Here is a 12,229-nt window from a genome sequence, read left to right on the forward strand (position 1 = left end):
ATGTCCGTTTAAATAATTACTTAACTGCTTTTATAACCACAGCCGTCCCCATGCCGCCGCCCACACAAAGTGATGCGACACCATATTGACCATTTTGCTTATGAAGCTCGTGAACAAGCGTCACTAAGATTCGGTTGCCCGATGCACCAAGTGGGTGACCTAGCGCGATAGCACCACCATTAAAGTTCGCTTTATCTTGAATCGCGTTAACGGGAACTTGGTTGGTTTCCGCCAACTGATGAATCACGCCAAGTGCTTGCGCAGCAAATGCTTCGTTCAACTCGTAAACGTCAATGTCGTTTACCGTTAATTCCGCTTTTGCTAATGCTTTATTGACTGACTCCACTGGACCTAGACCCATGATTTTCGGATCAAGTCCCGATTGCGCATAGCTTACGATCTCAGCAATAGGCGTGAGTCCATGCGCTTTAACTGCGCTCTCAGACGCGACGATAATTGCACTCGCACCATCGTTAATACCTGATGCATTCCCCGCAGTCACAGTGCCTTCACGGTCAAAAGCAGGGCGCAGCTTGCTTAACGCTTCCATAGTCGCATTAGCCTTTGGGTATTCGTCGGTATCGAATAGCACCGTTTCACGGCGTTGCTTTACTTCTACAGGCACAATTTCGTCTTTGAATTTGCCCGCTTCGATTGCCGCCACCGCTTTCTGTTGGCTAGACAGCGCATACTCGTCTTGCTGTTGACGGGTTAGGCCGATTTCTTTTGCAACGTTTTCTGCCGTCACACCCATGTGATATTGGTTATAAACGTCGGTTAAACCGTCCGCTACGAGCAGGTCTTTCAGCTCTAGGTTGCCCATTTTGTTGCCATCACGAATATTGCTTGGCGCGGCAAACGGAATCTGAGACATGACCTCAACACCTGCTGCAACAACAATCTCTGCATCGCCACTACGGATATGTGAAACCGCATCCATGACGGTTTTCATGCCACTGCCGCAAACCATGTTTACACCATACGCAGGAACCGCGTCCGGAATCCCAGCGAACAATGCCGCCTGACGACCGACTCCCATGCCTTGACCTGCGCCGACAACGTTGCCAACAATCACCTCATCAATCTTATCACCAGTCAACTTTGCCGCTTCTAACGCGCCTTTAATCGCTACTGCTGCCAAATTGCCAGCAGAGGTATTTTTCAGACTGCCACCAAAGGCGCCAATTGGAGTGCGCTTCGCTGCTACGATAAACACTTTTTCCATCATCTTCTCTCCTTAGTGCATGTATAGGCCGCCGTTCACCGACAAAGTCTCACCGGTGATATAGGCTCCTGCATCGCTGACCAAGAAGCTGACTGATGCTGCAATTTCTTCTGGTGTAGCAAGGCGTTTCATTGGGATTTGATTCGTGATGGATTCCAATACTTCTGGCTTCATTTGCTCAACCATTGGTGTACCAGTGTAACCTGGCGCAATAACATTTACTGTCACACCCGAACGAGCACCTTCATACGCCAACGCTTTAGAGAAACCTATCATCCCAGCTTTCGCCGCCGAGTAGTTTGCTTGACCAAACTGCCCTTTTAGGCCATTGACTGAAGAGATGTTAATAACACGACCACCGCCTTTTTCGCACATAGCAGCGAACAGAGGTTGCGTAACGTTGAATAGACTATTGAGGTTGGTATTAATGACGTCATTCCAAGCTTGCGCAGTCATCTTTTTAAACACGCCATCACGTGTGATACCTGCGTTGTTGATAACGACATCAATGGTCCCTTCTTCCTCAAGCAATTGCGCTAACTTTGCTGCACACTCTGCAGTGTTTGTTACGTCCAACTCAAAAAGGCGAACCTGATCTTTGGTAAACCCTTTACTGTTGAACCACTCCAACGCACATTCATAGTTGCCTGTGAAATACGTAGCGATTACACGGTAACCATCATTCACTAATTGAGAGGAAATAGCAGAACCAATTCCGCCTTTTGATCCGGTGATCAAAGCGACTTTCTTCATCGAAGACTCCATTCTTAACGGCATTTAAAAAAGCAAACTAAATACACTGATGAAATAAATCACCAACTGACGTGTTTATTTATTCTTTTGGCTATCAATCCTGTGATGCCTTTTATTTTAAGTTAAACCAGAAATATTACATTTCAAATAAAAAACTAATCCATTTGCATAAGATTGATTTAGATCTCATTAAACATGAAATGTTATAAAATGGTTAACTCTTTATAAGTCATTGTTTTAAATAAAATAAAGTTAAACACAAGCTTATCAGAACATAAATTTAAGCATTATTTATCAATAGGTTACATACCGAACAGTGAACGTTACATCATCTCATGATTTCAGATACCACTCTCATGCTCAGAGTTGTTCTCTATAAATACGATTAGAATAATAATTCAAATATCAATATAAGCAATTGTCAGTAATATCATTTAATTACTAACTTAAATGATATTTAAGACAGTATAAACTTAATTTTATATTTATAGTTTCGCTTATGAAAAGTGGTATATTTAGAATGTAAACAATAGAAGAAAACGTCTCATTTTGGTGCAGTTCGCACTATTATGACGCAGCAATTAAAAAATAATTTCAGTTTTATTTTAAATATCCAAATAACATCAATTAACTAGCATTTAACGTATCGAATCACTTTTTATCTATTGAAGTACCGGTACGGTGCAATATTCGATGGTGCCATCTCCTAAAGCAATCATCTAGATTCTTTAACCCAGTAAATTGATGTTATACCCAAATGACGTCAAGATGCAGAAATCGTGTCAGTGACATGCTCCGCAGGGCGAGTTTCCTTATCCCACAGCCTTTGTTAACGATTTTTGATTTAGAACCACTAGATCTTCAAATCGTTGCCGTGCCTGTGAGCCAAGTCATTCTCGCTGAACTTAGCACCTTGAGGTTATTTGGGGATATTTGGGGATAGTATCCTTTATCAATTTGCACTATCTTTGTGGCTTCTATCAAATCACTTAGTTATCAACAAACATGAATCTTGCATTGCTCAGTATGTTCATCCCTACCTTCTTTTTTGTCTCAATTACACCAGGAATGTGCATGACGCTCGCCTTAACGCTAGGAATGAGTATCGGTTATCGCCGCACATTATGGATGATGATTGGTGAACTCGTCGGTGTCGCGCTGGTTTCAGTCTCGGCAGTACTAGGGATCGCAGCGATCATGCTCAACTATCCTTGGATGTTTATCGCACTAAAGTTTATTGGTGGCGGCTACTTACTCTATCTTGGTGTAGAAATGTGGCGATCTCGAGGTAAGTTAGCAATAAATGTCGATAATTTGGAGACACCCAGAAGTGGTAATGTCGCGCTCATCATGCAAGGCTTCGTTACCGCTATCGCAAACCCAAAAGGCTGGGCATTTATGATTTCTCTGCTGCCGCCTTTTATCGATCAAAATGCGGCTCTTGCTCCACAGCTGATCGTGCTTGTCTCCATCATCCTTCTTTTTGAGTTCATTTGTATGTCTCTGTATGCCACGGGTGGTAAAGGACTGAAACGCGTGTTGGGTCAATCAAAGAATGTGCGCCTGATGAACCGTATCGCGGGCACTTTAATGATGGGGGTTGGTGTTTGGCTATTACTGAGCTAAAGCAACGCTGGAAATGATGAAAAATATCCTAAGAAAAATTACGCGAAACATAAGTGAAGTATTAGATTTTCAGGCCCGGGTTTGGGTCGTAAACGTTTATGCTGGAGAACACAAAGGCGAATCTTACGTTGTAAACGAAGACAGCTTTTCCGAGCCATTGCAATGGATGAAAAAGAAAAGTTATCACACATCCATGTTGCGCCTGGTTGAATCGATGAAGCGCTCTCAAATCATTGAGTTCGATTTAGGTCACGTCAAACACCGCCTGATGCGTGTGAAATAGCACAAAGTAAAACGCCACTCAAACTGAGTGGCGCGAGCACTTTTTACCTTCAGCACCTCGTATTACGGCGCGGTATCAATCTCAACAGGCAAGTAATGCTTCGGTTCGAGCTTGAACAGTTCAGGTAATACGGTACCAATGGAAATGGAAGACCATGTACCTGATAGCACACCAATAAACATCGCTGTTGAGAAACCCGCTAGCGGTGCTCCCCCCATAATCCATAGTGCACCAACAGTAATCAGTGTTGTACCTGAAGTCACCATCGTTCTAGAGAACGTCGCGATGACAGCCTGGTCATTGATGTCTTCCATTTTCCAACTTTGTTTCGCGATCAGTAGCTCACGAATTCGATCTGAAATGATGATCGAATCATTCAATGAGTAGCCTAAAATTGCCAATACGGCAGCAAAAACCGTTAAGTTGAATTCCATTTGGGTAACGGCGAAGAAGCCGAGGACGACAATTACGTCATGAGCCAGAGCAAATACAGAGCCACTCGCTAAGCGCCATTCAAAACGGAAACACAAGTAACCAAGGATGCTCAGCACACAAATCAATAGTGCTAAACCGCCTTGGTCAAACAAATCCTGGCCAACTTGAGCACCAACAATACTGTTGCTGACGACATCAACTTGATGTGAAACTGGCTTTAATACCTCTTCCACACTTGGCAGAGTTTGCCCTTCTTCAGGGGCGGAGTAGCGAATGAGCCAACGACCATCTTCACCTGTGCGGGTGACAGAGGTTGATTCACCAAGTTTTGGTTGTAGTGCATCAAGCAGATCGTGGTTGGTTAACGACTTATCGACTTTCACTTCTGTCACCATACCACCAGTGAAATCCAAGCCGAGATTCAACCCTTTAAAGCCCAGAGCACCAAGTGCGATCACCGTCAAAACGATAGAAACTAGCGTAGTAAAGTGGCGAATTTTACGAATATTTTGTTTTAGCATTTCGACCATGATTAAACCCTCACATCACGACGGGCATCTCGGCCCCAAATTAAATTGATCATTGCTCGAGAGGCAAATACGCCTGTAAACATACTGGTTAACAAACCTAATCCGAGTGTTAAGGCAAAGCCTTGAATTGGACCGTTACCGATGGCGTATAAAATCACGGCGGTGATCATGGTAGTAATGTTGGCATCAAGGATGGTCGAGAACGCGCTATCAAAGCCCAGATCAATCGCTTGAGCGAAACTGCGGCCTTCACGCATTTTGTCCTTAATACGTTCGAAGATAATAACGTTGGTGTCCACTGCCATACCAACGGTTAACACCAAACCTGCAATACCTGGAAGCGTTAGCACCGCACCTGGTAACAAGGCAATTAGGCCAAGCAAACAAAGCATGTTGGCACAAAGCGCCACATTCGCCACCCAACCTAAGCGGCGGTACCAAAGTGCCATAAAGGTCAGTGTTAACCCCATACCTAAAGCAAGTGCCGCAAAACCATTTTCAATGTTTTCAGCTCCCAAAGAAGCACCAATAGTGCGCTCTTCTACGATAGTAACCGGGGCTGTTAGCGACCCCGCACGAAGTAATAGCGCTAACTGCTGCGCTTCGTCCATGCTGCCAGCGCCGGTAATACGGAACTGGCTACCAAGTTGAGATTGAATAGTCGCAACGCTGATAACGCGCTCGCTGCGCTCTGTTACGCCACGATCGTTTGTCTTGTATTCGCGATAAACCGTCGCCATTGGTTTGCCAATATGCGTTGCAGAGAAATCACTCATCTTTTTACCGCCCGCGTGGTCAAGCGAGATGTTAACTTCTGACATACCCATATTGTCGACGCCTGCACGAGCGTTAACAATGTGCTCACCCGTTAGGACTGGTCGTTTCTCCAGAACAACAGTTCGGCCATCGTTATCTTTCAGCACAAGATCTTGGCCGCTTCGCGCTTGGCCTGCATCTTTCACTTCGTAGAATGCCAAACTCGCAGTGGCACCAATAACGTTTTTCGCTTGTGCTGGGTCTTGTACACCTGGGAGCTCAATACGAATGCTGTCTTTACCCTGACGCTGAACTAATGCTTCCGTAATACCTAGCTCTTCAATACGACCACGCATAATCTTCAAGTTTTGTTGCAATGTCGTTGATTGGAACTCTTGAATATTCTGCTCACTTGGCTCAAGAACAAAACCGCGAGACGAGCTTTTCACCACCCAACCAGGATAGTTTTGACGCAAGAATTTGTTTACTTCAGCTAGGGCGGTATCACTCTCACTGTTTACCGCAATGCGGTTACCACTTTCTGCGCGAATTTGTACACCACGCACGCGCTGATCTCGCAGGCTTGCTTTGATCTCATCGATCAAAGCATTACGTTGCTCCTCAAATGCTTTATTTACGTCGACATTCAAGAGGAACTGTACCCCACCGCGAAGGTCAAGACCGAGTTTGATTGGGCTAAAACCCATCTCATTCAGCCACTCTGGAGCAACAGACACATATGAGAAGGTAATGCTGTCTTCTTTATTTAGCTCATTGTTTAATAACGCACGAGCTTTGCTTTGCGCATTTTCATCATCGAATACAATGGTTGTTTTGCCATCTTTTTCGATGATTTTGTCTGCTGAGATGTGATTGGTTTTCAGTAGTTGATTCAACTGAACAACCGACATTTCACTGCTGTTTTGGTTTGAAAACGTTAGCTGGATCGATGGTTGCTCACCGAACCAAGTCGGAATCGCGCTTAACGTTAAGATAATGACCGTCGTGATTAATACGACATATTTCCAAGCTGAATAGTGATTCATCAGCTTTCTGTTCTTTTGCTGCTTTGCTGTTTTTTTCATGTAAACATCATCCCTTCACTACGAAGTGAAGCTTTTAATAACAAGGCTTAACACACGACAGATGCCCCCAGAAAAAAATTCAGGGTATGAAATGCTCAGGACGGTTACGCCCTGTTGAATACAATCGTCGTGTTAAGAGTGCACAATGGTGCAAATAGATGGTGTTTAGGCAGAAAATTGACTATTGAGTGCGACGTACATTGCGTTGGTCTCTTTCCAACCAGAAATACGATGATCGCTTGTGAAATGATAAAAAGTGTACTGGTTTTGACGCCAATTGATATCCATCAGGCTGTAGGCATAACCTGCGTCAGCATAGAAAGGCGTGTTTAGGTCACCAATAACGTCAACATGCTCATCATCGAGGCCTTCACGTAAGTGAGAAACCCAACGTTGAGTGTTAAATAGGGCTAGCGTATCGAGTCTTGCGTGACTTTCAGAAATCGGAGACTGCGTCGTTTCTTCTGAGACTTCAGAAAAATCGATTGAGGTATTTGCAAAAGCAATACTCGCAACAAATGGTTGCAGCTTAGAAAAGTAAGGTAAATGAGCTTTCTGATCGATTTGCGCAGCAAAAACATGCGCTGGTAGCAATACCATCGCAAGCAGCATAAAAAGCAATTTTTTCAAGCAAATCTGAGACATAAGAACTCACTAAAAACAAAACGAGTCGAGTTTTTTCACTCGACTCGATGATAGTATTCCTATTAATTATGGTTCACAACTAAAAAGTTATAAATCTCTAGAGGCTTTAAACTAAAGGCGCTCTGTTAGCGGTAAAAGATATCGCCTTTATCGACATCTAAATAGATTTTGTTCTCTTGCTCCAAACCACCACAATAAATGAAGTATACATTGCGCTTGTCATAAGTAACCGAACGAACCCAGCCACCGAGCTCTTCAAAATCACTCGGATCACAGGTTTCATCGTCTAACAATTGCTGGGTTTTCTTGCGGAAGATGTCCAAGTGGACTTTTAAATCATCCGACTTCTGCAAATATCCATCCAGTATTTCTAAACGCTCTTGTTCTTTAATAACTGGCTCTGCATCAGATAATCCTTCGGAATTCAACCACTCAGCTTTTTCTTCACCGCCCTCTTCATAAACAAGGTAACCAGAGATTCGATACCAACCATCCACTTTTTCTAACACCGATACTTTTTCTCCCTTATAGAGCGTATCGACAACCAAAGCATTAACATTTGGCTTATTGTAAACATTGATTCGACGCTCAATGACATAGTATTCGGTCACTTCAGGGGGGGCGGTTTCTAAATCCAGAATCGGTTTGGATATTTCTTCTTCCACTGGCGCTTGCTCCACTTGCGCAGCTTTTGGCGCTTCAGGTTCATCTTTTTGCATAAAGAAGAAATAGTATCCAGCACCCGCCCCACCGAGCAACAGTATGACAATCAATGCGATGAGAATTTTCTTCATGTACTTTTCCTTTTCATTCTTTGTTCTTATCTCACCGGCAACACGCATGTCGCGGAAATTTGGGTATATACTCAAAAGGGTCGGTCAACTAACGCGAGCAATAATGATCAACAAACTCAATTGGATACTGTTGCTTCTTCTGTTCCCCATTATGGGGCACGCCAATATTCAATGTAACCCATCGTCGTGGAATGACAATCTTACCCAATTCAATCGTTTAGAGTCCAATTACAATAAGCATGTTGAGGTATTCAATGCACTTTTAGCCGAACATAAGCAGCGCCAGTTATTGTCCCAAACCTTTTCCCTACATGAACTCGTGTTACTTTGGCGCGCTCGCTCAAACCAAAATGCGTTCAAAACTCAATTAAAAGCCTCCATTCAATATAAAGAAGAACTCACGACTAAAGCTAATGAGTTGATTAAATTGAGTACACAATCTCAATGGTCAGCAAATGGATGGAAGAAACTTGCCCAAAAGTGCCGTGAGTCAAACGAAACTGCCAATCAAATCACTGCGGAGTGGTATAACACCAACGCTTTGCAACTTGCCGAGGATTACAAACGCCTTTCTTCACAGTACCAAGCACTAGCACAACTCTATGATAAAGAAGCGAGATCGCTTCAATACGCTCAAGATGTTTCGAGGTAAAAATCGAGCCCGTTTTGAAAAGACGATGTCGGGTTTTCACTCCAATATTGGACGTTATTCGTGCTTTAATTCCCTCTTTTAGTGATCCCAACATTATATGTAAAAAATGGGACTGTTCCCTTTTACAAACTTGACTAAACCATGACCAAGAGAGACAACTTATAGAGACATACGTCACAATAATGCTTTACTTATGGCCAATTTTTGGTTAGTTTACCCATTAATAAAATTTAATAAAAAGTCACATTTGGCTGGAGATGATGCTACAACCATGGTTATCAATCGATTAAGTAACAGGGACTGTCCTAATGCTACCAAAGCCAAGTTTTTGTCAGTAGTTAGGCACGTAAAAGAGTTTGGTTCAATCAGCGATTTGGACCTTTGTAAAATCTTCGGAGAAACAATTTGGAGTGATGGGAGGGAATACCATTCAGCTGCGTTCTCATTCAAGGTTGATAGATACACAGGTAACTGTGAAATCTCACAATACAAGCACCAATAAGGCTTAAGAATTTATAAGGCGGAGTCAGGAAACTGATTCCGCTTTTTTGATCATCGCGATCGTAAAGTCGTGATCGGAATAACCCTCGATCAATTGTGCGTCTGGACATAGCCATCGGCAATAGCGTAACACCCCAACTTTATTATGCGATGCGAGCATTCTCATGCTCGGCAGCTTTTCTTCATCCAATAAGTTAAACACGCACCCTTTCTCTGCGGTCCGGTACATTTTCTCGATCATCTCAATGGTATGATTTGGATTCGCGGATTGATAATTCAATGATCCAGAAGCAAAGACATAATCACTACGGGGCAATACCAACGTTGAAAAGTCACCGCATACGAACTCACTTTGAGTACGAAAGTCCCGCTTTCTGGCCTCAGAGATAAACTGTTTTTGCTGATCAATGCCAATATAACTTTGGGGGCGCAGATTGTTGAACTCAATAAACGCTAATAAGTCTCCGTAGCCACACCCAATATCTAAAAGACTTGAACCGTCTAACGTTAACCCACGGCACAAGGCTTCAAATCGACTGATTTGGCTGTATTTATCTCTCCATCCCAGCGTTCGCGCTCTGTCTGTACCGAACTGTCGGTATCGCTTTCGGTGATAGTGAGCAATCTTAAGTCTATCGAGAAATTTCATCTTTCTTATGCATAAATCGGCAAGCTTCCATTTCCTTTCACTTGTCTAATCGCCAAGTGCGTATGGATATCTTTTACATTTTCTAATCGTTGTAGCTTTCTAGTGAATGTTTCATAACCAGCGAGATCTTTGCTGACCACTTCTAACAAATAATCATAAGCCCCTGATACAACATGGCACGAGATCACCTCGTCCATTTCAACAACAGCATGTTCAAATTCATCAATCGAAGAAGCTTGGTGGTTGTTCAAACTGACTTCAACAAATACGGTCATCGCAATACCCACCGTGTCTCTGGACACAATGGCTCGATAACCGCTAATTACGCCCTCCTGCTCTAAACGCTTAATGCGTCTTGCACAAGGTGATGCCGATAATCCTACTTTGTCAGCGAGCTCTGCCGTAGTCAGGGTCGCATCCTTCTGCATCAAGTTGATCAGTTGCCTGTCAATTTTGTCCATTTGTCCTTCCATGCCAATAATCACTAACAATTAACACTTACACGCGCTTTATCACCAACATCAAGCTTAATTACGTCAAACTTTGCCTCCCTTTGGCACGAGTTTTATTCAACAATTAACACATCATTTACAAATGGACATGCCGACAATGATATTGGGATACGCAGCTATATTAACGACCTTACTGCTTTGGTCTGGTTTCTTTATTTCTTTAAAAGGGGGCGCAATTTCTAGTTTGCAGCCAGCCGATATCGCGTTAGTTCGCTTTCTAATCCCAAGTTTAATTTTATTACCATTTGTGATTAAGCATAAGCAGGCGCTTCGCGTCGTGCCTAAACGCTACCTAACTGGTGTTGTGGTAGGGAGTGGCCTGCCCTACCTGCTGGTCGTCGGCACAGCTATGCACTTCGCTCCCGTGGCGCACGGCAGTGCATTAGTACCTGGCACTTTGCCATTATTTGTTTCTGCTATCGCGGTGTTGTGCTATCAACAGTCGCTGAGTGCTCACCGCTTAATCGGGCTTTCTACGGTGTTGTTAGGGATTTTCGTATTCCTTCTTTCTAATAGCGGTGCAGAGTACAACTGGTCTCAATTACAAGGCCACATCTTGTTTCTAACCGGTAGCATTATGTGGGCTGTTTTCACCATCAGTGCTCGTGTTGCTAACCTTAATGCGCATGTCTGTGCTGGATTCGTTGCAATCGCGTCTTTGGCACTGCTCATCATTGCGGTTGGCTTTGGATGGGTAGATAGTTACCTGGCGATAACGCCGATCAGTCAGTGGCCGTGGGAAGAATTATTTGGCCACGCGATGTTGCAAGGTGTCGGCGCAGGCTTAATCGCCTCTTTTACCTTTATCTATGCAATCCGAATTATTGGCGCCGAAGCCAGTGCTGCTTTTGGGTCATTAACTCCAGTCGTCGCGACACTTCTTGCCGTTCCAATTTTTGGTGAACAACCAGATTCACTGACTTGGTTAGCGCTGATGCTGGTAACCTGCGGCAGTATTGTGGCAAGCCAAATCTTTATGAAAGATGGAATGAGCCAAACTTATCGCCCACCACTTCACAGATAGCGATAATTTTACAAAAACTTTTGTCCTACTATCTTGAATAACAAAATGGCGTTTTGATAGCCTCGATTTAACCAATAATTAAAACGCCAATGTAATGCCTGCCACTCATACTAAAGATGAACTGCATAGATTCCTCAAACCGGGAATGAAACTTTCGACTAATTTCGAGTTTGGGCCTAAGGACCAGTATACGTATTCCACCACCTATCTTGGGATGAAAGAGAACGCGTATTTGATTCTTGATATACCGATGCGTTTGCTTGAAGAGCAAGTGATGAGAAAACTCCCAAACGCCGATGTCATCGTGCGTGGTGTATCAGATACGGAGTTAGGCCATGTCATTGCATTTAAATCCAGTGTTCTAACAACTGCGGTTCGTCCTTCGCCCCTTTTATTTATTCGAATTCCAGGAACATTTGCAACCAAACCAGTCCGGGAACACGAACGATATAAGCTGCAAATGGACTGTAAGATTGTTCACGCGGGGAATGTTTACGACGGTAGCCTTATCGACTTCTCACTGGCAGGTATTGGTATCTCAACCTTTATAGAGCCTGAATTCAACGTTGGTGAAAGTGTCACTATCGACTCTTCTCTAAGTCACTATATCGGAGAAGAAAATCGGTGTGTCATTGCCAACATTAAGAAGTTGGTGAAAGGCTGGGTAATAGGAATTAAGTTTGAAAGCCCAATAGCGATGAGTCACGAGCTAAAAACAGAGTTACTGGAGCAGTCCTTTCTAACCAGTAACGTCTGAAC

At 43.5% G+C, this 12,229-nt stretch carries 14 protein-coding genes; 6 read left to right on the forward strand and 8 right to left on the reverse strand.

The window, feature by feature from the left end; all coding sequences use genetic code 11:
* Positions 1–16 precede the first annotated feature (16 nt).
* On the reverse strand, positions 17–1,225 hold the full coding sequence (locus tag NL643_RS14260; RefSeq protein ID WP_253644685.1) for an acetyl-CoA C-acetyltransferase: 1,209 nt from the start codon (positions 1,223–1,225) through the stop codon (positions 17–19).
* Positions 1,226–1,237: 12 nt separating this feature from the next.
* Positions 1,238–1,978, reverse strand: a complete 741-nt coding sequence (locus NL643_RS14265) for an SDR family oxidoreductase (protein WP_005398281.1) — start codon at positions 1,976–1,978, stop codon at positions 1,238–1,240.
* A gap of 1,005 nt (positions 1,979–2,983) precedes the next feature.
* Between NL643_RS14265 and NL643_RS14270 the strand changes: the two genes are divergently transcribed.
* Both NL643_RS14270 and NL643_RS14275 read left to right on the forward strand, forming a co-directional pair.
* Entirely contained in the window at positions 2,984–3,604 is a 621-nt protein-coding gene (locus tag NL643_RS14270; protein ID WP_041853084.1) for a LysE family translocator, read from the forward strand.
* 16 nt (positions 3,605–3,620) lie between these two features.
* Entirely contained in the window at positions 3,621–3,887 is a 267-nt protein-coding gene (locus tag NL643_RS14275) for a hypothetical protein (RefSeq protein ID WP_253644686.1), read from the forward strand.
* A 62-nt stretch (positions 3,888–3,949) separates the two neighbouring features.
* Here the strand turns inward: NL643_RS14275 and secF are convergent, their stop codons facing one another.
* From secF to NL643_RS14295, 4 genes are all read right to left on the reverse strand, one after another.
* Positions 3,950–4,852, reverse strand: coding sequence for a protein translocase subunit SecF (gene secF, locus NL643_RS14280; RefSeq protein ID WP_005397711.1), 903 nt, complete (start codon positions 4,850–4,852; stop codon positions 3,950–3,952).
* Between the two features lie 2 nt (positions 4,853–4,854).
* Positions 4,855–6,693, reverse strand: a complete 1,839-nt coding sequence (gene secD / locus NL643_RS14285) for a protein translocase subunit SecD (protein ID WP_006741154.1) — start codon at positions 6,691–6,693, stop codon at positions 4,855–4,857.
* Between the two features lie 165 nt (positions 6,694–6,858).
* A complete protein-coding gene (locus NL643_RS14290) occupies positions 6,859–7,338 on the reverse strand; it encodes a hypothetical protein (protein WP_006741155.1) in 480 nt (159 codons plus the stop codon).
* 125 nt (positions 7,339–7,463) lie between these two features.
* Positions 7,464–8,132, reverse strand: a complete 669-nt coding sequence (locus NL643_RS14295) for an SH3 domain-containing protein (protein WP_006741156.1) — start codon at positions 8,130–8,132, stop codon at positions 7,464–7,466.
* 103 nt (positions 8,133–8,235) lie between these two features.
* Between NL643_RS14295 and NL643_RS14300 the strand changes: the two genes are divergently transcribed.
* Positions 8,236–8,784 carry an ATPase gene (locus NL643_RS14300; RefSeq protein ID WP_203343517.1) on the forward strand — a complete coding sequence of 183 codons (549 nt, stop codon included), beginning with the start codon at positions 8,236–8,238 and terminating at the stop codon, positions 8,782–8,784.
* 271 nt (positions 8,785–9,055) lie between these two features.
* Positions 9,056–9,286 (forward strand): hypothetical protein, encoded by a 231-nt coding sequence (locus tag NL643_RS22780; protein WP_031780651.1) that lies wholly within the window; start codon positions 9,056–9,058, stop codon positions 9,284–9,286.
* A 24-nt stretch (positions 9,287–9,310) separates the two neighbouring features.
* On the opposite strand, the gene NL643_RS14305 is transcribed toward NL643_RS22780, so the two are convergent.
* Positions 9,311–9,934, reverse strand: a complete 624-nt coding sequence (locus NL643_RS14305) for a class I SAM-dependent methyltransferase (RefSeq protein WP_053807919.1) — start codon at positions 9,932–9,934, stop codon at positions 9,311–9,313.
* Between the two features lie 5 nt (positions 9,935–9,939).
* Positions 9,940–10,395, reverse strand: a complete 456-nt coding sequence (locus NL643_RS14310) for an Lrp/AsnC family transcriptional regulator (protein ID WP_031780652.1) — start codon at positions 10,393–10,395, stop codon at positions 9,940–9,942.
* A 148-nt stretch (positions 10,396–10,543) separates the two neighbouring features.
* Here NL643_RS14310 and NL643_RS14315 point away from each other — a divergent pair, with 148 nt between their 5' ends.
* Positions 10,544–11,470 (forward strand): DMT family transporter, encoded by a 927-nt coding sequence (locus NL643_RS14315; RefSeq protein WP_005397718.1) that lies wholly within the window; start codon positions 10,544–10,546, stop codon positions 11,468–11,470.
* 94 nt (positions 11,471–11,564) lie between these two features.
* Positions 11,565–12,227 carry a flagellar brake protein gene (locus tag NL643_RS14320; RefSeq protein ID WP_065646235.1) on the forward strand — a complete coding sequence of 221 codons (663 nt, stop codon included), beginning with the start codon at positions 11,565–11,567 and terminating at the stop codon, positions 12,225–12,227.
* The last annotated feature ends 2 nt before the right edge of the window (positions 12,228–12,229 follow it).

Source organism: Vibrio sp. Y42_MX_L11, from assembly GCF_024181785.1.
Classification (GTDB): domain Bacteria; phylum Pseudomonadota; class Gammaproteobacteria; order Enterobacterales; family Vibrionaceae; genus Vibrio; species Vibrio diabolicus.

Bases quoted from the DNA above. Each gene is read 5' to 3' on its own strand.
- NL643_RS14265 (WP_005398281.1), bottom strand. From the start codon at position 1,978: ATGAAGAAAGTCGCTTTGATCACCGGATCAAAAGGCGGAATTGGTTCT.
- secD (WP_006741154.1), bottom strand. From the start codon at position 6,693: ATGAAAAAAACAGCAAAGCAGCAAAAGAACAGAAAGCTGATGAATCAC.
- NL643_RS14270 (WP_041853084.1), top strand. From the start codon at position 2,984: ATGAATCTTGCATTGCTCAGTATGTTCATCCCTACCTTCTTTTTTGTC.
- NL643_RS14260 (WP_253644685.1), bottom strand. From the start codon at position 1,225: ATGGAAAAAGTGTTTATCGTAGCAGCGAAGCGCACTCCAATTGGCGCC.
- NL643_RS22780 (WP_031780651.1), top strand. From the start codon at position 9,056: ATGGTTATCAATCGATTAAGTAACAGGGACTGTCCTAATGCTACCAAA.
- NL643_RS14295 (WP_006741156.1), bottom strand. From the start codon at position 8,132: ATGAAGAAAATTCTCATCGCATTGATTGTCATACTGTTGCTCGGTGGG.
- NL643_RS14290 (WP_006741155.1), bottom strand. From the start codon at position 7,338: ATGTCTCAGATTTGCTTGAAAAAATTGCTTTTTATGCTGCTTGCGATG.
- NL643_RS14310 (WP_031780652.1), bottom strand. From the start codon at position 10,395: ATGGACAAAATTGACAGGCAACTGATCAACTTGATGCAGAAGGATGCG.
- secF (WP_005397711.1), bottom strand. From the start codon at position 4,852: ATGGTCGAAATGCTAAAACAAAATATTCGTAAAATTCGCCACTTTACT.
- NL643_RS14275 (WP_253644686.1), top strand. From the start codon at position 3,621: ATGAAAAATATCCTAAGAAAAATTACGCGAAACATAAGTGAAGTATTA.
- NL643_RS14315 (WP_005397718.1), top strand. From the start codon at position 10,544: ATGATATTGGGATACGCAGCTATATTAACGACCTTACTGCTTTGGTCT.
- NL643_RS14320 (WP_065646235.1), top strand. From the start codon at position 11,565: ATGCCTGCCACTCATACTAAAGATGAACTGCATAGATTCCTCAAACCG.
- NL643_RS14305 (WP_053807919.1), bottom strand. From the start codon at position 9,934: ATGAAATTTCTCGATAGACTTAAGATTGCTCACTATCACCGAAAGCGA.
- NL643_RS14300 (WP_203343517.1), top strand. From the start codon at position 8,236: ATGATCAACAAACTCAATTGGATACTGTTGCTTCTTCTGTTCCCCATT.